The 20,421-nt window shown below is 75.5% G+C and carries 18 protein-coding genes; 9 read left to right on the top strand and 9 right to left on the bottom strand.

All coding sequences use genetic code 11. The features are described 5' to 3' along the window. Positions 1 to 7: 7 nt before the first annotated feature. Together Aru02nite_RS09195 and Aru02nite_RS09190 are read right to left on the bottom strand one after the other, a co-directional pair. Complete coding sequence (locus tag Aru02nite_RS09195) at positions 8 to 1,171, bottom strand: NAD(P)/FAD-dependent oxidoreductase (RefSeq protein ID WP_203656626.1); 1,164 nt, start codon at positions 1,169 to 1,171, stop codon at positions 8 to 10. Continuing rightward, positions 1,168 to 2,343: an ROK family transcriptional regulator gene (locus Aru02nite_RS09190; RefSeq protein ID WP_203656624.1), complete on the bottom strand. Its 1,176-nt coding sequence runs from the start codon at positions 2,341 to 2,343 to the stop codon at positions 1,168 to 1,170. Before Aru02nite_RS09190 ends, Aru02nite_RS09195 begins: the two co-directional genes overlap by 4 nt. Before the next feature lie 121 nt (positions 2,344 to 2,464). Here Aru02nite_RS09190 and otsB point away from each other — a divergent pair, with 121 nt between their 5' ends. Beyond that, the gene (gene otsB, locus Aru02nite_RS09185; protein WP_203656622.1) at positions 2,465 to 3,289 is read left to right on the top strand and encodes a trehalose-phosphatase; all 825 of its coding nucleotides are present in this window, start codon (positions 2,465 to 2,467) and stop codon (positions 3,287 to 3,289) included. A 443-nt stretch (positions 3,290 to 3,732) separates the two neighbouring features. Here the strand turns inward: otsB and Aru02nite_RS09180 are convergent, their stop codons facing one another. Together Aru02nite_RS09180 and Aru02nite_RS09175 are read right to left on the bottom strand one after the other, a co-directional pair. Next, complete coding sequence (locus Aru02nite_RS09180; protein ID WP_203656618.1) at positions 3,733 to 4,254, bottom strand: GNAT family N-acetyltransferase; 522 nt, start codon at positions 4,252 to 4,254, stop codon at positions 3,733 to 3,735. 22 nt (positions 4,255 to 4,276) lie between these two features. After that, a complete protein-coding gene (locus tag Aru02nite_RS09175) occupies positions 4,277 to 5,452 on the bottom strand; it encodes an MFS transporter (protein WP_203656616.1) in 1,176 nt (391 codons plus the stop codon). A 117-nt stretch (positions 5,453 to 5,569) separates the two neighbouring features. Here Aru02nite_RS09175 and Aru02nite_RS09170 point away from each other — a divergent pair, with 117 nt between their 5' ends. Then, the gene (locus tag Aru02nite_RS09170) at positions 5,570 to 5,995 is read left to right on the top strand and encodes a MarR family winged helix-turn-helix transcriptional regulator (RefSeq protein WP_239076554.1); all 426 of its coding nucleotides are present in this window, start codon (positions 5,570 to 5,572) and stop codon (positions 5,993 to 5,995) included. 2 nt (positions 5,996 to 5,997) lie between these two features. Here Aru02nite_RS09170 and Aru02nite_RS09165 read toward each other — a convergent pair whose 3' ends face one another. Beyond that, a complete protein-coding gene (locus tag Aru02nite_RS09165; RefSeq protein ID WP_203656614.1) occupies positions 5,998 to 6,897 on the bottom strand; it encodes an aminoglycoside phosphotransferase family protein in 900 nt (299 codons plus the stop codon). A 93-nt stretch (positions 6,898 to 6,990) separates the two neighbouring features. On the opposite strand from Aru02nite_RS09165, the gene Aru02nite_RS09160 reads away from it, so the two are divergent. Then, positions 6,991 to 7,638, top strand: coding sequence for a TVP38/TMEM64 family protein (locus tag Aru02nite_RS09160; protein ID WP_203656612.1), 648 nt, complete (start codon positions 6,991 to 6,993; stop codon positions 7,636 to 7,638). A gap of 7 nt (positions 7,639 to 7,645) precedes the next feature. On the opposite strand, the gene Aru02nite_RS09155 is transcribed toward Aru02nite_RS09160, so the two are convergent. Beyond that, positions 7,646 to 9,847: a tetratricopeptide repeat protein gene (locus tag Aru02nite_RS09155; RefSeq protein ID WP_203656610.1), complete on the bottom strand. Its 2,202-nt coding sequence runs from the start codon at positions 9,845 to 9,847 to the stop codon at positions 7,646 to 7,648. Between the two features lie 146 nt (positions 9,848 to 9,993). On the opposite strand from Aru02nite_RS09155, the gene Aru02nite_RS09150 reads away from it, so the two are divergent. Both Aru02nite_RS09150 and Aru02nite_RS09145 read left to right on the top strand, forming a co-directional pair. After that, on the top strand, positions 9,994 to 12,540 hold the full coding sequence (locus Aru02nite_RS09150; RefSeq protein WP_203656608.1) for a tetratricopeptide repeat protein: 2,547 nt from the start codon (positions 9,994 to 9,996) through the stop codon (positions 12,538 to 12,540). Continuing rightward, positions 12,530 to 13,072: a tetratricopeptide repeat protein gene (locus tag Aru02nite_RS09145; RefSeq protein WP_203656606.1), complete on the top strand. Its 543-nt coding sequence runs from the start codon at positions 12,530 to 12,532 to the stop codon at positions 13,070 to 13,072. The genes Aru02nite_RS09150 and Aru02nite_RS09145 overlap by 11 nt, the downstream gene beginning before the upstream one ends. Positions 13,073 to 13,106: 34 nt before the next feature. Here Aru02nite_RS09145 and Aru02nite_RS09140 read toward each other — a convergent pair whose 3' ends face one another. After that, on the bottom strand, positions 13,107 to 13,982 hold the full coding sequence (locus Aru02nite_RS09140; protein WP_203656604.1) for an oxidoreductase: 876 nt from the start codon (positions 13,980 to 13,982) through the stop codon (positions 13,107 to 13,109). A gap of 116 nt (positions 13,983 to 14,098) precedes the next feature. Between Aru02nite_RS09140 and Aru02nite_RS09135 the strand changes: the two genes are divergently transcribed. Both Aru02nite_RS09135 and Aru02nite_RS09130 read left to right on the top strand, forming a co-directional pair. Beyond that, the gene (locus Aru02nite_RS09135; protein WP_203656602.1) at positions 14,099 to 14,893 is read left to right on the top strand and encodes an APH(3'') family aminoglycoside O-phosphotransferase; all 795 of its coding nucleotides are present in this window, start codon (positions 14,099 to 14,101) and stop codon (positions 14,891 to 14,893) included. A gap of 22 nt (positions 14,894 to 14,915) precedes the next feature. Next, a complete protein-coding gene (locus Aru02nite_RS09130) occupies positions 14,916 to 15,611 on the top strand; it encodes an MBL fold metallo-hydrolase (protein WP_203656600.1) in 696 nt (231 codons plus the stop codon). 11 nt (positions 15,612 to 15,622) lie between these two features. Here the strand turns inward: Aru02nite_RS09130 and Aru02nite_RS09125 are convergent, their stop codons facing one another. Both Aru02nite_RS09125 and Aru02nite_RS09120 read right to left on the bottom strand, forming a co-directional pair. Further along, positions 15,623 to 16,573, bottom strand: a complete 951-nt coding sequence (locus Aru02nite_RS09125; protein ID WP_203656598.1) for a GNAT family N-acetyltransferase — start codon at positions 16,571 to 16,573, stop codon at positions 15,623 to 15,625. Between the two features lie 144 nt (positions 16,574 to 16,717). Further along, on the bottom strand, positions 16,718 to 18,475 hold the full coding sequence (locus Aru02nite_RS09120; RefSeq protein WP_203656596.1) for an ABC transporter substrate-binding protein: 1,758 nt from the start codon (positions 18,473 to 18,475) through the stop codon (positions 16,718 to 16,720). Between the two features lie 319 nt (positions 18,476 to 18,794). Between Aru02nite_RS09120 and Aru02nite_RS09115 the strand changes: the two genes are divergently transcribed. Together Aru02nite_RS09115 and Aru02nite_RS09110 are read left to right on the top strand one after the other, a co-directional pair. Further along, positions 18,795 to 19,652: a class I SAM-dependent methyltransferase gene (locus Aru02nite_RS09115; RefSeq protein ID WP_203656594.1), complete on the top strand. Its 858-nt coding sequence runs from the start codon at positions 18,795 to 18,797 to the stop codon at positions 19,650 to 19,652. A 61-nt stretch (positions 19,653 to 19,713) separates the two neighbouring features. After that, on the top strand, positions 19,714 to 20,352 hold the full coding sequence (locus Aru02nite_RS09110) for a TetR/AcrR family transcriptional regulator (protein WP_203656592.1): 639 nt from the start codon (positions 19,714 to 19,716) through the stop codon (positions 20,350 to 20,352). Positions 20,353 to 20,421 lie beyond the last annotated feature (69 nt).

The raw sequence follows: 20,421 nt of genomic DNA, 5'->3' as shown, positions 1-20,421 counted from the left end.
TCCCTGCTCAGGCGTGCCGGTCGTGGGTCAGCGAGGTGTACCGCGGCGACCCGGTGCGGAACCGGTCCGCCGAGAACAGCGCGATCCGTTCGCCCGCGGCGCGGTCGCCGTGCACGGCCGCCGCGAGCAGCCGGCCGGTCAGCCCGGACAGCAGGATCCCGTAGTACGAGTGGCCGGTGGCCCACCAGAGGCCGTCCGCTCCGCTCGGCCCGAGTACGGGGGCGTCGTCCGGCGCGACGGGGCGCTGGCCGACGCACCACGCGTCGACGGCCAGCCCGGCGACGGCCGGTACGGACGCGATCGCCCGCGACAGCACCTCGTGCATGCCCGCCGCGGTGTTCGCGTCCGAGGCCGGGTCGGCGCCGTCCTCGACCGTACCGGCGACCATGAGCCGGCCGTCGCCGCGCGGCACCAGGTTGATCCCGGCGCGCAGCACCGTGCGTACGGTGGGCGCGGTCGGGTCGTCGCGCAGCAGCACGGACTGCCCCTTGACGGCGCGCAGCGGAAACGTGACCTCCGCAGGGATCCCGCCGATCCGGGTACTCGCCGCGCCGGCCGCCAGTACGACCAGGTCCGCGCCGATCCGGGTACCGTCGGCGAGCCGTACGCCGACGATCCGGTCGCCGTCCCGGCACAGCCCGGCCACCGCGGCGCCGGAGCGTACGGTGCCGTGCGCGGCCGTGATCCCGGCGACCAGCGCGCGGCCGGTCGCGTCCGGGTCCACGCACCCGTCGCCCGGCACGTACAGGCCGCCGATCGCGTTGCGCAGCAACGGTTCCAGCCGGGTCGCCGCCGCGCCGTCCACGATCTCGGAGGCGATGCCCAGCTCGGCGTGCAGCGCGCGCACCGTCTCGACCCGGGCCAGCCCGGCCACGTCGTCGATGGCCACCAGCGACCCCGGCGTCCGGTACGCCGGGTCCACGCCGGTGTCGGCGCGCAGCTCGTCGGCGAACGCCGTCCAGTACCGCTGCGCGTCGGAACGCAGCGCGAGGAACGCGTCCCCGGCCGGCTCGACGTACCCGACGGGGGCGATCATCGCCGCGGCGGCGCGGGACGTGAAGCGCAGCGGCTCCCCCGCCTCCAGCACCGTCACCCGGGTTCCGCGGCGGGCCAGGTGCCACGCCGTCGACAGGCCGACGATGCCGCCGCCGACCACCACCACCTCGGTCATTCCGTCACCGCCCGCTCCGGACTGTCCACTGTGGATACCGGCGCGCCCCGGCCGAGTACGGTCTCGCGCGCCTGGCGCAGCGCCGCCTGCAGCGCGCCGTGCCGTACCGCCTCGGCACCGCCGGTACCGGAGGCGACCGTGGGGCGCTGCTTGAGGATCGTGCCGAGCCGGTCCGACACCAGGGCCGCCAGCTCGTCGCCGCCCGCGTAGCCGATACCGCCGGCCAGCACCACGAGTTCCGGGTCGAGGGCGGCGACGGACATCGCGAGGACGGCGGTGATCCGGTCCGCCAGTTCGCCGCGGAACGCGCCGGCCGCCGCACCGAACGCCGCGCGTACCACGGCGGCGGCGTCGTCGCCGGGGACGCCGGACTCCGCGCCGAGCGCGCGCACCGCGGACGCCGACACCAGCTCGCGTACCAGCCGGCCGCCGGGCATCGGCACCCGGTCGATCTCGCCCGCGCCGCCGCGCGACCCGCGGACCAGGTGCCCGTCGAGGATCAGCCCGGCCGCCACACCGCGGTCCATCCACAGCAGCAGTACGCTGCGGCGACCGGCGGCGCGGCCCCGGGTCAGCTCGTCCACCGCCACCAGGTTCACGTCGTTCTCGACCGTGGCCGGCACCCGCAGCCGGGACCGCACCCGGGCGCGTACGTCGAAGCCGGTGAACCCGGGCAGGTGCGGCGCGTACTCCAGCCGGCCGGTGTCCGGGTCGACCGAACCGGGCACCCCGACCACCGCGTGCCGTACGTCGCGCCAGCGCACCCCGCCGGCCCGCAGCGCCGCCCCCACCACCGTACGAAGGGTGGCGGTCGGGTCGTCGTCGGTGCCGCCGGGCCAGTCCGTCCGGTACGTGCCGACCACGGTGCCGGTGAGGTCGGCGACCGCGGCGTCCATCGCCGTCGCGGTCACGTCGACGCCGACCGCGTACCCGGTGGTCGCGACGAGGTGCCACAGCTGCGCCTGCGGTCCCGGCCCGCTGCTCGTACTGCGCCCGGCGCGCCGCACCAGGCCGTCGCGTTCGAGCCGGGCGAGCACGTCGGCGGCGGCCGGCTTCGACAGCCCGATCGCGCGTTCCAGCTCGACCCGGGACATCGGCCCGGCGTCGAGCAACGCGTATAGCGCGGCGCGCTCGTTCATGGCCCGCAGTACGCGGGGGCTGCCGTCCCTCATCGCGCTCCGATCCGTCTGGGAAGTTCCCAGATGGACGGTGAGCCTGCACCACCGGCGTCCGTTTCGTCAAGGCCCGACCGCATCCCGGGCCGGCGGCGCCGCGCTCGGCTAGCCTTCCGGTATGCCCATTCCCGAGGCCAGGACTGCCGCGGGCCGCGCCGGACTGGCCGCCCTGCTCGCCCGGCCGGCGACCGCCGCGCTCGCGTTCGACTTCGACGGCGTACTCTCGCCGATCGTCGCCGACCCCACCGCCGCCCAACCCCACCCCGACGTACTCCCGGCGCTCGCCGCGCTCGGCCGCCGCGTCGGCGCCGTCGCGATCATCACCGGGCGGCCCGTGTCGTTCCTGCTGTCCCGGGACGGCATCGACACGCTCACCGCGCTGCCCACCCTCACCGTCTTCGGCCAGTACGGGCGGGAGCGGTGGACCGCAGCCGGCGGGTACCTGCCCGCGCCGCCCGACCCGCGCATCGACGAGGCCCGCGAGGCCGTCGCCGCACTGCTCGCCCGGCCCGGCGCCGACCCCGGACTCTGGTTGGAGGACAAGGAAAGCGCCGTCGCGGTGCACACCCGGCGCGCCGCCGACCCGGACGCCGAACTCGCCGCGCTCACCGGCCCGCTCACCGACCTCGCGGCCCGGCTCGGCCTCCGCCTCGAACCCGGCAAACTCGTCCTCGAACTCCGCCCCGAGGGCACCGACAAGGGCGCCGTCCTCACCGCGTACGTCCGGGACAGCGGCGCCGGATCCGTCGCGTACACCGGGGACGACCTCGGCGACCTCAGCGCGTTCGCCGCCGTGGAGGCGCTCCGCGACGAGGGAGTACCGGGGATCACGGTGTGCAGCGGCTCCCCCGAGCAGCGCGCCGTCGCCGACCGAGCCGACCTCGTCGTGGACGGCCCCGCCGGCGTCGCCGACCTGCTGCGTACCCTCACCGCCGCCCTCTGACCGCGCCGCGCACCTCCCTTCCGCCGCACCGCTCGCGGCTCTGGTGCCGCGCGTCGCGACGCTGGCAACGAGGTCGTGACGCGGCGCGGATCCGTTGTGGAGACGGGTCTTCGGCCCCTCGCCGCACGATGCGGCGCCCACCACCGGGCGACGCGACGCGGCCGCCACCCGGCGCGGATCCATTGTGGAGAAGGGCATTCGGCCCCTCGCCGCAGGATCCGGCGCCCCACCACCGGGCCACGGCTACGCGGCCGCCATCCGGCGCGGATCCGTTGTGGGGACGGGCATTCGGCCCCTCGCTCACGATCCGGCGCCGTACCGCCGGGCGACGGTTACGCGGCCGCCATCTGGCGCGGATCCGTTGTGGGGACGGGCATTCGACCCCTCGGCGCCGGATCCGGCGGTCCACCGCCGCGGCGTGAACCCGGTCGGTACGGGGAGGGTCAGAGGGTGAACCAGTAGCGACGGGTGGGGCCGACCCCGGTGTCGCGGACCTCCTCGAAGACGCCGCCCTGGCGTTCGAGGGTGCGGGCGGAGGCGACGTTGTCGGCGGCGCACACCGCGAGCACCCGGGCCATGCCGAGTTCCCTTGCCACGTCGAGGATCCGGCCCAGCGCCCAGGTCGCCACCCCGCGACCACGCGCCGACGGCCGTACGCCGTAGCCGATGTGCCCGGCCCACCGCACGAAGTCGCTGGGCTCCCGGCGCAGCGCGATCCCGCCGAGCACCCGGCCGCCCTCCACCATCCACCGGTACGTGCAGTGCACGCGGCCGGGCGCCACCGGTACGGTCACGTCCTCCTGGGTGGTCAGCCGCGCCACCCACGCCGCGAACCCGGCCGGCGAGTCCACCTCGTCGGTGTCGACCAGCCCGAACCCGTCCTCGTGCAGGCCCGGCCCCCACTCGCGGTGCGCGTCCAGCCAGGCGGCGTGCAGTCGGACGGTGGGCGCGACGAGTTCCGGCATGCCGCAACGATATCCGGCTTTCTCACGGCGCGTCGACGGGTACGGCGTCGGTCGAAACGGCGCGCCGGTCGCCCCGCAGCATCGCGTACCCGAGGGCGACGGCGGCCAGTGTGGTCAGCGCGCCGGCGAGCGGCAGCCACCGCGGTCCCGGACCCGCGACGAGCCAGCCACCGAGTACTCCCGCGAACGCCGCGGCGAGCTGGTACCCGGAGGCGTTGACCGCGACGCCCAGCGTCGGCGCCGCGCGCGCCGCGGACAGGATGCGCGCCTGCGTACCGGGCACCACGGCGAACGCGAGCGCGCCCAGCAGTACCGTGAGGGCCGCGGCGACGGTGCGGTTGCCGCCGGCCAGGCCGAACGCGGCGAGCACCACCGCGAGCGCGGCGAACAGGCCGACCAGCGACGGCATCAGCGACCGGTCCGCCAGCCAGCCGCCGACCGAGTTTCCCACCACAGCGCCGATCCCGTACCCGACGAGCAGGACCGGTACGGCCGCCGGCGGGAAGCCGGCGAGGCCGGTGAGCAGCACCGCGACGTACGTGAAGACGCCGGCGACGCCGAGGTTGCCGAGCGCGGTGAGCGCCACGGCGAGCTGGAGCCCACGGTGGGCGAAGACGCGCAGCTCGCCGCGTACGGTGCCGGTCGCGGCGGCGGGCCGGGCCGGCACGTACCGGGCGACGAGCAGCAGGCCGGCGGCGGTGAACGCGGCGACCGCACCGAACGTGACGCGCCAGCCGAGATGCTGGCCCACGACCGTACCCAACGGGGTGCCGGCGACGATGCCGAGGTTCATGCCCAGCGCCACCTTCGCCACCGTGGACGCCTGCCGGCCGGCCGGCGCCATCCCCACCGCCGTCGCGACCGCGACCGCGAAGAACGTCGCCACCACCGAGCCGGCGACGAACCGCGACACCACGAGCGGCACGTACCCGGGGGCCAGCGCGGAGCCGACGTTGCCGGCAACGGCCACGGCGATCAGGCCGAGTGCCAACGGTTTCCGGCCGATCCGCGCGGTCGCCAGCGTCACGACCGGACCGCCCACGATCATGCCCACCGCGTACGCGGTGATGAGGCGTCCGGCGGCCGGCACGGAGACGCCCACGTCGCCGGCGATGTCGGGCAGGATCCCGGCGATCACGAACTCGCCGGTCGTCAGGCCGAAGACCACGACCATGAGCGACAGTACGGCTGGGCGCACCCCGACACCTCCATGTAGTTCTAACTAGAACAATATCAACTAGAACTATCACAGCGGCGAACGGCGCCACCGGACCGGGGTGCCGACGTGACCGGCCGTACGACATAGACTGGCGGCGTGGCAGATCCGGAGCCGGACGGTCAGCTCGACCGGGACGTGTGCACCCTGATCCACCGGTTCACCCAGCGGCTCGACGGGCACGTCCGCCGGGTCGCCGAGGAGCTGGAGATGACGCCGTCGCAGGTGATCGCGGTCCGCGAGCTGTCCGAGCCGATCACCGCGCGCGAGCTGGCGAACCGGATGTCCTGCGAGCCGTCGAACGTCACGTTCGTCCTCGATCGCCTGGAACGACAGGGCCTCGTCGAGCGCCGACCGCACCCCGACGACCGGCGGGCCAAGCAGATCGTGCTCACCCCGGCGGGCCGGCGCCGGCGCACCCGGGTACTCGACCGGCTCGCCGAGCAGTCCCCGCTCGACCCGCTCACCGCGGCGCAGCAGCGGACCCTGCGCCGGCTGCTGCACACGCTCGTCACCGACGGCTGACGTCAGCCGAGGGCGGCGACGAGTCGCGCGCAGCGCACCGGATCCTCGGTCAGCCCGACGCCCAGCCCCCACAACCAGTAGTCGACGGTACGGAACAGGACGCCGGCGCGGGCGCGGTCGCGGTCCAGCCCGGCGGCGTCGACCGCGGCGGCCAGGCACCGGCGGATCGTCGCGTCGTCCGGCATGTCGTCGAGCCGCGTCCACAGCACGCGACCCAGGTCGTACCCGATGTCGCCGCGCAGCAGTACGGGATCGACGGTGAGCCAGCGTTCCCGGTGCCCGGGCAGTACCTGCGCGCTGTGCAGGTCGCCGTCCACCGCCAGATCCCCCTCGGTACGCCACAGGCCAGGTGCGGCGTCGAGTGCCGCGTCGAGGATGCGCCGGTCGAACGGGGCGCCGAGCCCGCGCCACTGCGCGTCCAGCTCGCCCGCCCGGCGGCGCACCAGGTCAGCGGTGGACGGCACGTCCGCGGGCGCCGGTACGGCCAGCCGCCGCATCATGCCGCCGAGTACGGTGACGGCCTCGTGGACGTCGACGTCGGCGAGGGTGCGGTCGAGGGCGAGGCGTTCGAGCAGGACGGCACCGGCGGGCACGTCCGCGTCGACGAGGTGGACGGTGCCGCGCCCGGCCCAGAACCGCAGCGCGCGGACCAGCTCGGCGGTCTCCGGGCCGGGCGGCGTCAACCGCAGCACGTACTCCCCGGCGCCGCGGTCCACGGGCACCACGACGGCGTTCGAGCCGTGCCGTACGGTGCCGGCGACGCGCAGGTCCCACGCGTCGCACCGGTACCGGATGGCGTCGGGCAGGCCGCGCAGCCACTCGGTGCCGCCCGTCCACCAGCGCGGCATGTCCACATAGGACTGTGGGATCTGCACCGGGTGGCCGGCCGCCGGATCGTCCATCCGGCCCACGCTAGGCGGCCCGGACGCCCGCGGCGAGCGGGTTGCGCGCACCTCGGCCGCCGCGACGGTACCGCGCCGTGGCAGGGTACGGGGGTGCCCCCGCTCCGGAAGTCCCTGCCACGCCTGGCGATCCTGCTCTGCGTCCTCGCGGCGGGAGCGGTCGTCGCGCTGACCGTCGGCGTACCGTCGCCGGGGCTCGTACGCCGGGTCGCGGACGCGCATCCGGGGTGGAGCCTCGCGGTCGCGGTGCCCGCGGTCGCCGCCGCCACCCTGCTGCTCGTGCCGCGCAGCGCCGTCGCCGTCGGTACGGGTCTGCTGTTCGGTCCCTGGCTCGGCGGCGGCATCGCGTACGCGGGGGCGCTCGCCGGCGCGCTGCTCGCGTTCGGGCTCGGCCGGGTGCTGGGGCGCCCGCTCGTCGCCGGGCTGCGCCGCGGCCGGCTCGACGCCCTCGACCGGTGGCTCGCCCGCCGCGGCGTCCTCGCCGTCGCCTGGGTACGGCTCGTGCCGGTGCTGCCGTTCGGTGGGCTCAACTACGCGTTCGGCACCCTCGCGGTACGGCCGGTCGGGTTCCTGGCCGGCACCGCGCTGGGCATCCTGCCCTCCACCCTCGTGTACGCGTGGACCGGCTCCGCCGCCACCGACGTACGCTCGCCCGCCTTCCTCGTCCCCGCCGCCGTCTCCGTACTGCTCGGCGCCGGTGCCGCGCTCGTCGCCCGCCGGCACCGGCCGCTCGCCGCCTGATCCGCCGTCAGGCGGGTGGCGCGAGTTCCGCGACGAGGTCGTCGAGCCGGTCGGCGAGGTCCGGCGCCGTCTCCCGCACCTCCGCGTACGCCCGGCCGGCGGCCGCGGTGTCCCCGTCGACCAGCGCGACCGCGCACCGGGACGCGGCGTGCCCGGCGCCGGCCGCGGCGAAGGCGTACCGGCCGGCGTCGGGCTCGTCGACGACCAGCGCGGCGCCGAGCAGGAACCAGGCGCGGGGCATGAGTTCGGGGTGGCCGGTGGCGCCGAGCCGGTCGATCGCCGCCGCCGCGCCCTCCGTACCGGAGTGCAGCCAGAAGCTGAGGGCGAGCCGGGCCGCACCCTCCGCCGCGTACCGCGGGTGCCCCGTCTCCAGCGCCTTCTCGTACGCGCGCAACGCCGCCGGTACGTCCTCGCGCTGGCGGAAGTGCTCCGCGGCGGCGAGTTCGGCCGCGGCGGCCAGGTCGGGGTCGGCGGCGACCTGCCGGGCCCGCGCGGTGACCGCCGCCGCGCCACCCTGCCGGGCCACCTCGTCCAGCATCCTGCGGGCCTTCGCGCGGTCGTCGTCGGTGCCGACCTCCGCCGCCGTACGCCAGGCGCGCTGCGCGCCCTCGAAGTCCTGCCGCCGGCTCAGCAGTACGCCGAGGTTGATCGCGGCCCGCCCGCTGAACTCGGGCTGCCGCAACGCGACCGCCTCCTCGTACGCCCGGCGCGCGGTGTCGGCGTCGCCCGCGTCCTCGACGAGGGTGCCGAGGGTGAACAGGGCTGCCGCGGCGGCGCCCGGCTCGCCGCCCGCCGCGACCCGCCGCAGTTCGGCGAGGCCGGCGGCCGGGTCGCCCAGGTCCCGGGCGAGCAGGACGCCGAGGTTGACGCCGGCCATCGCCGCGACCGGCCCCGCCCCCGCGGCGGCGCTCCGCAGCATCGCGACGGCACGCTCCGCCTGACCCCGGTGTACGAGCAGGTCGGCGAGGTCGAGCGCGGCCATCGCCACCGCCGGCGGATGGCCGCTGGCGTACGCGCGCTCCAGCGGGGCGAGCGCGTCGTCCGGCCGCCCGAGCGCCTTCTCCACCGCCCCGAGCCGCGCGTACGCCTCGGCCGCGACGGGCGGCACCGGGCACGACGCCGCCTCGCCGAACGCCGTACGGGCGCCGTCGGGGTCGCCGGCTGTGTACCGGAGGAGGCCCTGGACGAGGGCGGCGCGGGCGCACACCTCCGCGGGCGCGGCGGGCTCGGCACGCACCGGGACGCCGGAACGGTCGGCGACGATGTCGAGGTTGCCGGCGGCGGGCCCGGACACCTGCGGATGCCGCGCGTCCGCCGCGTACCGGAACGCGGCCTGCGCGCCGTCCACGTCGTGGTCCGCCAGCAACACCCCGATCCGGTACGACGCGTGCGGCGCCAGGTCCGCGTCGCCGGCCGCGACCAGCCGCGCGAACCAGTGCAGCGCCGCGGCGTCCTCCCCCGCCCCGGCGTGCACCTCGGCGAGCGTCGCCATGGACGAGCCGGCCATCCGCGCGTCCGGTACCTCCGCGGCCAGCGCGAGCACGTCCCGCGCACGCGCGAGATCGCCCTGCTCCACCAGGATCTGCCCGAGCACGTACGCGGCGAGCGGCGCGTGCTCGCGGTGCCCGGACCGCACCGCGTACCAGAGGGCGGTGGCGGCCTCGTCGGACGCGCCGCGCTCGGCCAGCAGCCCGCCGATGCGGCACGCGGCGAGCGGCGCGAACTCGGCGTCCCCACCGTCCACCACCTGCTGGAACAGCGACAGCGCCGCGGCCGGGTCACCGTCCGCCAGCAGCCGGCACGCCTCCTCGTACGCCGGCTCGGGGTCGGTCGGCGGACCGTACAGCGCGAGAGTCCGCCGGGCCAGCGCGGCGGTCTCGGCGTCGCCGGCCGACGCCGCGAACCCGAACGCCCGTACCGCGCCGGCGGTGTCGTCCAGCCCGGCCAGCAGCGCGCCGAGCCCCAGCGCCGCGACCGGTGCGTGCACCGGATGCCGCGAGGCCACCGCGTACTCGTACGCCGAGCGGGCGCCGGCCGTGTCGCCGCGGTCGGCGAGCAGCGTGCCGAGCAGCCCGGCCGCCTCCGGCGCCACGACGGGATCGCCGCCGGCCACCGCCTCGGCGAGTACCTGGCAGGCACCGTCGACGTTTCCGGACCGGGCCAGCTCGCGGCCGGTTTCGAGCAGTTGCTGCGGCGTACCGTTCGGCATGGCGCGCGGTTTTCCGTTCGTCTCGGTGGTCGCTGGAATCGAATGTCTACCACGCCGCGGTCCGGCCGGAAACGGTGCGCCGTCGCGTTGGTAATCTCGCTCGGCACACGAGGTCGGAGAGGCGTGCGTCAATGGATTACGATTTCATGTTCGGTTCGCTGCTGATTGCCGAAGGCGACGCCGACGCGGCCCGACAACGATTCGAGCGGGCCACCGGCGCGGAATCGCAATTCGCCGCCCAGCTCCTCCGGAATGAATTCACCGCCGCCCGGGAACTGTTCCGCGCGGTACGCGACGGTGCGGCGTTCGCGGCCGCGTCCCGGCTCGCCGTGGACATCGCCCGGTGCCGGCAGCGCGCCGGCGACACCGACGCCGCCGCCGCGGTCCTCGCCCTCGCCGCCGACCTCGGCCACCCCGACTCCCGCGGTACGGCCGGGCTGCTGCTCGGCACGCTGCGCCGGGACACCGGCGACCTCGACGGCGCGCTCGCGGCGTGGGAGGCGGTACCCGCCGACGCCGGCGCACCGGCCGAACAGGCCGCGTTCCGGGCCGGTTGCCTGCGGCACGACCGCGGCGGCCCCAACCTCGACCTCGCCGAGCGTTGGTACCGCCGGGTCGCCGACGGTGCCGGCCCGCTCGCGTCGCACGCCCGGTACCAGCTGCGCCGGGTGCTCGCCGACCTCGGCCGGTACGAGGAGGCCGACGAGGTGCCGCTGGACGGTGACGTGGCGGCCGCCGCCTGGGCCGCGGCGGACGCGATCGCTGCCAGCGGTGCGGCCGGCTGCCTGGAGTTCGCGTACGCCGACGCGGCCCGCGGCAACGATCCCGCGGTCGCCGGCCCCGCCGCCCTGAGCCTCGGTACGGTGCTGGCCGGGCACGGCGCCGCGGTCGCCGCGTACCGGCGGGCGGTGGCGGTCGGCGACGCCCGGATCCGGTGCGCCGCCTGGAACAACATCGGCGAGCGGCACGCCGACCGCGGTGACCTGGCCGCCGCGCGCGAGGCGTACCAGCGGGCGATCGACGACGGGCCGGCCGACTGCGCCGCGCGCGCCGCGTACAACCTGGGGATCCGGTTACAGGACGCGGGACTGGCCGAGCAGGCGCAGCTGGCGTACGCGCTGGCGGAGACGTTCGGCGATCCGGAGGTGACGGCGCACGCGCGACGGCGGGCGGGCACGGAATCGCCGACGGAGCGCGGGTTCCGGCTCGCGACCGAGGGCGACCGGGCGGGCGCGGAGGCGAGCCTGACCGAGGCGTACGGGTCGGCGGCGGTCGCCGGGTTCGCGCTCGCCGCGCACGCGCGCCAGCTCGGCGCCGCGCACGTCCTGCTGGCCGGGCTGGACGACGACGGGTACCGGGGTGCGGCGCTGGTCGGCGGGGAGCTGGCGGTGGCGGCCAGCCGGGACGGCGCCCACCGGGTCGCCCGCGACCTGCTGGAACTGGTCGCCGACGTCGGCGGCGACCGCACCCCGCCCGCCGTCCGGATCGAGCTCGCCGGCGTACTGTGCGAGCTGGGCGAGAACGACGAGGCGCGCCGACAGTACGAGCGGGCCGCGGCGGGGGCGGATCCGGTGACCGTCGCGGTCGCCTCGCACAACCTGGGGCTGGCGCTGCGCGACGCGGGTGACCCGGACGGCGCGGCCGACGCGTTCCGCCGGGCGGTCGAGGCGGGCGAGGGCGAGGCGTCGGCGCGGGCCGGCCTCGCGCTCGCCGACCTGCTGGCCGACCGTGGCGACACCGACGGCGCGGACGCCGTGCTGACCCGGGTGGCGGCGACCGGTCCGGCGGAACTGCGCGACGACGCGGCGTTCGCGCTGATCCAGTTGCACGCCCGGTGCGGCGACCTCGACCGCGTCGCGGAACTCGCCGAGCGGGCCGCCGCGGGCCGGCAACGCGCGGCGGTCGCCGGCTTCGACACCCTCGGCCAGCAGGCCGCCGGCCAGGGCGACCTGGCCGCGGCGGCCGGCTGGTTCGAGCGGGCCGCGGCCGCCGGCGACCCGGAATGGTCGCCCATCTCGCTCGCCCACCTCGGCCTGGTCCGCGAGCAGCAGGGCGACCACGCCACCGCTCGCCGGCTGTACGAGCAGGCCGTGGCGTCGGGGGTGGACGAGACGGAGACGCGGGCGGCGAGCCGGCTCGGCCAGCTCCTGTACCAGCGCGGCGAGCTGGCCGACGCGGCGTACGCCTGGGCCCGGGTCGCGGACTCCGCCGTACCGGACGCGGACGGGGCGCGCGACAACGTCCTCGTCGCCGTCGAACGGCTCGCCGGGGCCGGTGACCACGCCGGTGCGGCGAGCGCGCTGCACCGCCTCGCCGGTACGCGGCACCGCACGACCGCCGTCTCGTACGCGCAGCGGCTCGCCGAGGAGACCGCCGCGGACCGCGCCGCGACCGTGCCGTACCTGCGGTGCGTGGTGGAGTACGGCGACGTGGTGGACGCGGCATGGGCGGGGCTGGACCTCGGCGACGCGCTCGCCGCGACCGGCGACACCACCGCCGCCACCGCGGCGTACGCGAGGGTCGGGGTGTCGCGGGTGCGCAAGCCGGCGGGCGTCGCCGACTACCGGCGGTGGGAGCTGGTGTCGGCGGTGGACCGGGACGCCGGGCGGGCGCTGCTCGCGGAGATGGCCTGGCACGCCGGGGCACCTGTTCGGCGTCCGCGCCGCCGTCCTGATCGGCGTCATGCAGCGTGACGAGGAGGGCGACCACGCGGCGGCGCTCGCCACCCTCGCGTCGGCCGCGGAGAGCGGCCTCCCGATGGCCCTGTACGTCTACGCGCAGACCCGGCACGCCGCCGACCCGGCCGACGAGGAGGCGTACGGGCTGCTGGAGACGGTGGCCGAGGCGCGCGGCGAGTTCGCCGTCGAGGCCGCCGGGGTGCTCGCCGACCGTGCCAAGGAACGCCGCGACCTGCCGGCCGCGCTGCGCTGGTTCGGCCAGCTCGCCGAGACGAAGCCGGACGCCGCGCCGCTCGCCGTCGCGCACCTCGGCGAGCTGTGCTACTGGCTCGGCCACCACGACCAGGCCGTCGACTTCTACACCCGCACCCTCGACGGCACCGACGATCCGGTACTCGTGGCCGAGGCGGCGTACCGGGTCGGCGAGATCCTCGCCGGCCGCGGGGACGCCGCCGGGGCCGTACCGCTGTTGCGGCGGGCGGCGGCCACCGGCGACGCGACGTACGCCCCGCAGGCCGCGCGTCTCCTCGGCACCCTCCCCGCCTGACCGCCGACCCCCGATCGCTTGCGTACCAGGCGTTTCAGGCGATGGTGTCGAGTTCGGCGACGGCGTCCGGCGGGAGGGTGAGGGCGGCGCCGGCGACGTTCTCGCGCAGGTGCGCGACCGAGGACGTACCGGGGATGAGCAGGATGTTGGGCGAACGCTGGAGCAGCCAGGCCAGCGCGACCGCCATCGGTGTCGCGCCGAGCCGCCCCGCCACCGCGTTCAGCGTCGCCGACTGGATCGGGTCGAAGCCACCGAGCGGGAAGTACGGAACGTACGCGATGCCTTGCGCGGCAAGGGAATCGACCAGCTCGTCGTCGACCCGGTGCGCCACGTTGTAGAAGTTCTGCACGCACACGACCGGTGCGATCCGCTGCGCCTCCGCGACCTGCTCCGCGGTCACCGTACTCAGGCCCAGGTGCCGGATGAGGCCCTGCTCGCGCAGCTCGGCGAGTACCTGGAAGGGTTCGGCGACGGAGCCGGGTTCCGGCCGATCGAGGCCGCCGACGCGCAGGTTGACCACGTCGAGCGCGTCGAGGCCGAGCCGGGCCAGGTTGTCGTGCACGGCCTGCCGCAGCTGATCGGGTGCGAGCGCGGGCGGCCAGCCGCCGTCCGCGTCGCGCAGCGCGCCGACCTTGGTGACGAGGTGCAGCCCCGCCGGGTACGGGTGCAGCGCCTCCCGGATGATCTCGTTCGTGACGTACGGCCCGTAGTAGTCGCTGGTGTCGATGTGCGTGATGCCCAGTCGTACGGCCTCGCGCAGTACCTCGACGGCGGCGGCCCGGTCGGCCGGCGGGCCGAACGCGTGCGGGCCGGCGAGCTGCATCGCGCCGTACCCGATGCGGCTGACGGTCAGGCCGTCGGCCAGCGTGAACGTGCCGCCCGGACTCGTCGTGGTTGTCGTGGTGGGCATGGTCCTCCTCGGTTCTCGTCTCGCTGCCACCACGATGCGCCCGCCGGCGGGCCACGGGCAGGCACCGCCGATCCTGGGACCGCCGGACCCACCCGCGCCCACCTACGCTGGTCGGCATGACCGACCCGGAGGTACCGCGGCGGTTCGCGGCGTGGTCACCGGTGACCGACGGCGAGTCCGGCGACCTGGTGTTCCGCAGCCCCGACCGCACCCGGTACGCGAAGTGTGCCAGTCCCGCCCGCGCCGACCTGCTCGCCGCCGAACGCGACCGGATCACCTGGCTGGCCGGCACCGGCGTACCGGGGGCGACGGTGCTCGACTGGGTGGCCGACGACGCCGGGGCGTACCTGGTGACGAGCGCGGTGCCGGGCGTGCCCGCCGACCGGGTGTCGCCGGCCGGGTTGCGGCGCGCCTGGCCGTCCGTGACCGCCGCGGTACGCCGGCTGCACGCGCTGCCGACCGCCGCCTGCCCGTACGATCGGGGACTCGGGTGGATGCTCGCGCGGGCCCGGGACGTGGTCGCGCGCGGCGCCGTGCACCCGGAGTTCCTGCCGGTGGAGCAGCGGACCACGCCGCCCGCCGAACTACTGGCGCGGTTGGCCGGCCAGGCGGACCGGCGGCGCGCGCAGGAGGCCGCCGACACCGTCGTCTGCCACGGCGACCTGTGCCTGCCGAACATCCTGCTCGACCCGGCGACCGGCGCCGTGATCGGGTTCGTCGACCTGGGCCGGCTGGGTCGCGCCGACCGCCACGCCGACCTCGCGCTGCTGTCCGTGACCGCCCGGTCCACCTGGCCGGACGAGGCGACCGCGACCGCCGCCGAGGCCGACTTCGCCCGCGGGTACGGGATGGTGCCGGACCCCGACCGCCAGCGGTTCTACCTCCACCTCGACCCGCTCACCTGGGACTGACCGCCCCCGGTACGGTGCCGGCATGCGGCTGACGGTGGTGGGGTGCGCCGGTTCGGCGCCGGGCCCCGACTCGGCGTGTTCCAGCTACCTCGTCGAGGCCGGCGGGTACCGGCTGCTGCTGGACCTCGGCCCCGGCGCGTCCGGCCCGCTCCAGCGGTACGTGCTGGCCGGCGACGTCGACGCGGTCGTCCTGTCGCACGCGCACTCCGACCACCATGCGGACCTGACCCAGCTCGGGCGGCTGCGCGCCGAGACGGCCGCGCCGCCGCTGCCGCTCACCGGGCCGTCCGACATGCCCGACGTCCTGCGTACCGACCCGGACTCGTTCACGCCGACGATCGCGACGCCCGGACCCCACCGGTACGGTCCGCTCGACGTCCGGCTGGCCCGGGTCGACCACGGCGAGTGCTGGGCGACCCGGATCGGCGACGCGCTCTGCTACACGGCCGACACCGGCCCGTGCCAGGCGATCGACGAGCTGGCCGACGGCTGCCGGGTGCTGCTCGCCGAGGCGTCCGGCAGCGACGCCGACGGGCCGATCCCCCGCCACCTCACCGCCGGCGACGCGGGCCGGCTCGCCGCCCGCGCCGGCGCCCGGCTGCTGGTCCTCACCCACCTGCGCGCCTGGCAGGACCATCCGGCGCTGCTCGCCGAGGCCGCCGCGCTCGCCGGCTGCCCCGTGGTCCTCGCCCACCCCGGGCTGCGCGTGGCGCTCTGAGCGGCCGCGCGCTACAGCCGGGGCAGGCAGCGGTCGAGGAGCCGGCGGTTGTAGAAGTTCAGCCCGTCCGGCCAGTCGCCCGGGGCGCAGAACCGCAGCTCCACGCCCTCCTCGCCGTCCGCGCGCGGCTCACCGGTCACGCCGTTCGCCAGGAACGTCACGCCCACCACGTACATCTGGTTGCCGTCGGGGTAGCGCAGGAAGAACTCGGGGCCCGAGTACGTGTCGAGCGGGGTGAAGGAGTCGGCGACGAGACCGGTCTCCTCGTACAGCTCGCGCGCGGCGGCCTGCTCCAGCGACTCCCCCGCCTCCAGGCCCCCGCCCGGGATGCCCCACGTGCCGTCGTCGCGGTGCTGCAACAGGATCCGGCCCGCCGCGTCACGTACGATCACCCCGGCCGCGACCGCGAGCAGCGTGTCCGTACCGACGTGCCGGCGCAGCCGCCGCCCCAGCCCCGGTACGGTCCGGTGCAGTGCGTACATCGCTTGCGGCGCACCGGATTCCGTGAACCGGTCCACCTGGACCATGCCGAGTGCCGCGAGCATGCGGCGGGACCGCTCGTCCGCTTCCCCGACGACGGCGACGATCCGGGGCACCGCGGCGGCCGGCGCCAGGCCGAATCCCCACCGCAGTACCGCATCCACCGCCTCCCGCCCGTACCCGTGGCCCCGGTGCCCGGGCGCCAGCGCGCACGTCACCGCGGGCTCACCGGTCCGCGGGTCCGGCGCCAGCCGTACGATGCCGGCCGGGGTGCCGTCGGCGAGCGTCACGGTGACGTGGCCGGGTGCGCCGACCAGCTCGGCCGCACGCGCCCGGGCCCGCCCGGTGTCCCGCGGCCCGCCCAGGTGCCGCAGCACGTCCGGGTCGGTCGCGAGCCGCACCAGCACCGGTACGTCGGCGTCGGTCACCGGCCGCAGCAGCAGCCGTCGCGTCGGGATCGGCTCCGGTACCGGAATGTCCATGCGCGCGATCATCCCACCGTCCATCCTGGACACACGCGGATCGCCGGCCCCACGACGGGACCGGCCACCCGAACGATGTGGACGCCGAGCCGGGCGGTCCTGGTTCGGCTCCGTTGAGCCGAACCAGGACCGGGAGAGCGGCGGTCAGCCGACCCAGGCGTCGACGTACGCGAGCGCGCCGGGCGGGTTCTCGATCTTGACGTCGTGCACCTTCGACCCGACCACGCTGAGCTGCTTGATGTAGTAGGTCGGGATGGACGGGGCGTACTTGGTCATGATCGTCTGGTCGAGCTTGCCCCAGTCGCCGATGCCCTGCTTGACCGGCTCCTTCTTGATCTTGTCGATCTGCGCGTTGACGTCGGCCGCGTTCAGGTACGACGAGTCCTGGTTGCCCGCCGGCGCGATCGTCCGGCCGTCGAACAGCGGCGGGATGACCGTGGAACCGCTCGGCCAGTCGGCACCCCAGTTCGTCGGGTACAGGTCCCAGCCGTTGTTCTTGCGGTCGATGTCGGTGAAGAAGCTGTTCTGGTCGGCCTGCCGCAGCACGATCTGGAAGCCGGCCCGCTGCAACGACGACTGGACGACGGTGGCGAGCTTCTGCCCGTCCTCGGTGTTGGGGTACGCGTACACCAGCTTGGGGTGCTTGCCGTTGAGCAACTTCTTTGCCTTGGCGACGCCGTCCGCCGTGCCCGCACCCGGGTACGCGTCGTACTTGTTGTAGCCGGCCTGGGTCGGCGACATCAGCGTGGTGGCGGGCGCGGCCTGCGCGGTGCCACCCAGCGCCCGGATGTACCCGGAGCGGTCGAAGGCGTCGTTGAGTGCCTTGCGCACGTTGACATCCGTGACCCGCTGGGTGTTGATGTCGATCCGCGCCGCGAACGACAGGTACCCGTTGAGGATCCGGTTCTTCGCCGACGAGTCGGTCAGCACCTTCTGCGTCATCTCGCTGGAGACGCCGGGCTGGTCGACCACCGCGTACTGGTCGGAACCGTTGTCGGACAGCACACGGTTGGTCTGGTCCGTCGGGCTGACACCGATCTTCATGTCGAACGTGTCGAAGAAGTCGTGCCGGATCGGGTCGGTCTTCGCGTCCCAGTACTTGTTGCGGGCGAGGATCAGCTCGTCACCGCGGTGGTACGTCTTGATCTGGTACGGCCCGGACGAGAACGGGTGCGTGTCGATCGCGTTCGGGTTCTTGTCCTGCGCCCTGGGCAGCGGCGAGGTCGTGCCCCAGGACGCCGCGTACGGGAACTCGGGCTGCGCCGACTTGAGGTGGAACGTGATCGTGTTGCCCTGCACCGTCACGCCGGGCGGCACCGCGGCGCCCCCGTTGTACGGCCCCTTGTACGACGCGTTGTAGTTCGTCGAGCCGGCCAGCCACTGCTGGATGTAGTGCGGCCCGTCGGCGAGGTTCGGCGAGAAGGACCGGGCCACCCCGTACGCCACGTCGGCGGCCGTGATCGGCGTCCCGTCCTGGTACTTCAACCCCGACTTCAGCGTGTACCTCCACGTCTTGCCGTCGTGGTTGACGTCGGTGCCGGCGTCCGTCGCGAGGTCGCCCACCAGCATCGACTTGTGCGTCGCGGGATCGACCTTGAACGCGGTGAGCTGCCGCGTGACCAGCTCGTCGAGCGCCTGGCCGTCGGAGATGTAGACCCGCTGCGGGTCGAGGTGCTCGATGTCGCGCTCGTGGTACGAGATGATCGTCCCGCCGCGCTTGGCGCCCGCGATCGTCGCCGCCGGCCCCTTGGAGTCGGCCGGATCGGTGCTGATCTCACCGGACGCGACCTGCGCGCTCGGACCGGACTGGTCGGTCTTTCCCGTGTTCTTGCTGCACGCCGCCGACATCCCGATCAGCGCGACGGCCACCGCACCCACGGCCACTGCCTTGCCTGCTCGCATTTCACCACCTCGTAGACGGTCCCCCGGACGAGCCCGGGCCATCCGCACCCGGCGCTCGGTTCCCCACCGTAGGTTGCGGTACATCAGCACTCGATAACGCGTACGTCACCATTGACCGTCCAAGCGCGGCACGACGGCAATATCTTGCCTTGCCCTAACCCTCGCGACCCCTACCGCTAATCCTCCGGCACCGATCCGTCCACTGTGGACAATGAGATCGGGTGCACCGGGGCGGCGTTTGCCGGACCGGCAACGAAACTTGTCCACCGGCCCGCAACCGCCGCACCCTCGTACCGACGACTGACGGAAGGACACCCGCATGAGCGGCCACCACCACCACGACCACGGCGGCGACCTCGACTGGAACAGCATGGGCGAGACCATCGAACGCCGCGGCGAGATCTACGCCCCGATGTACGAGCAGATCGTCGCCGCCGCGCGCGGTTTCGCGCCCCGGCCCGCCCGGATCGTCGACGCGGGCAGCGGCCCCGGCGTGGTCAGCCTGCGCCTCGCCGCGGCGTACCCGGAGGCGGAGGTGGTGGCGCTGGACAGCGCGCCGGCCCTGCTCGAACGGGCCGCACACCGGGCCGCCGAACGGGACGTACGGCTGCGTACGGTGCTGGGCACGCTGCCGGACGCCTTCGCCGAGCTGGCCGACGTCGACGTGATGTGGCTCGGCCAGTCGCTGCACCACGTGGGCGACCAGCGGGCCGCGCTCGCCGCCGCCGCGCGCACCCTGGCCCCCGGCGGGGTGCTCGTGCTGCTGGAGGGCGGACTGCCGGCCCGGTGGCTGCCGCGCGACATCGGCTTCGGCCGCCCCGGCCTCCAGTCCCGCATCACCGCGGCGAACGAGGAGTGGTTCGCGGCGATGCGCGCCTCCCTGCCCGGTTCGCGGCAGGAGACCGAGGACTGGCCGGCGCTGCTCGCCGCGGCCGGCCTCACCCCGACCGCGCGGACGTTCCTGCTCGACCTGCCGGCGCCCGTGACCCCCGCCGTACGGGAGCATCTGGCGACCACGATGCAGCGGGAACGCGACGGCGGCGCCGACCACCTGGCCGCCGACGACCTCGCCGCGCTCGACCGGCTCCTCGACCCGGACGACCCGGCCGGCCTGCACCGCCGTCCCGACCTGTTCCTGCTCGACGCCCAGACGGTCTACTTCGCCGTCCGCTCCTGACCGGCCGGGTGACTGAGTCCTGCGTACGGTTGCCACGGTCACCCGGCGGTATGCTCGCGGCATGTCCCCGTCCAAGGCGCGCCGGTCCCCGTCCCCGCAGGAGCGGCAACGCGACCCGGAGCGTACCCGTCGGGCGATCGTCGACGCGGCGGTCGCCGAGTTCGCCGCGCACGGGTACGCGGGGGCCCGGATCGCCGCCATCGCCACCCGGGCCGGCGTCAACCAGCAGCTCATCTCGTACTACTTCGACGGCAAGGAAGGGCTCTACCGCGCCATCTCCGACCGGTGGCGGGAGCGGCAGGCCGAGCTGGTCGACCCGGGCTCGCCGCTGCCCGAGCAGGTCCGGCGGTACGCGATGGAGGCGGTCGAGAACCCCGACGGGGTGCGGCTGCTGGCCTGGAGCGGGCTGGAGTACACGGGGCCGGGGTCGGACCCGGACCACGACGGCCGCTCCCGGTCGCTGTCCGGCGCGGTCGAGCCGATCCGCGCCGCGCAGGCCGCCGGCCGCCTGCCCGCCGACCTCGACCCGGCCTGCGTCCTGGTGATGCTGATGTCCGCCGCGATGGCCACCACCACGCTGCCGCACGTCGTGGCGGGCGTGTGCGACGCCGACCCACGGTCCCCCGAGTTCGTCCGGCACTACGCCGACCAGGTCGCCGCGCTGGCCCGGCACCTCGGCCTCGACGTCACCGCCGACTGACCGCCCGCCGATTCCGCCGTACGTCCCGGCGCCGCGCCCGTACGGTGGGGTGGACGAGAGGGGCGTCCG

The sequence above is a fragment of the Actinocatenispora rupis genome, assembly GCF_016861975.1.
GTDB lineage: Bacteria > Actinomycetota > Actinomycetes > Mycobacteriales > Micromonosporaceae > Actinocatenispora > Actinocatenispora rupis.
Note: the sequence above shows the minus strand (reverse complement) of the source record. Positions and strands in the feature narration are given on the sequence as shown.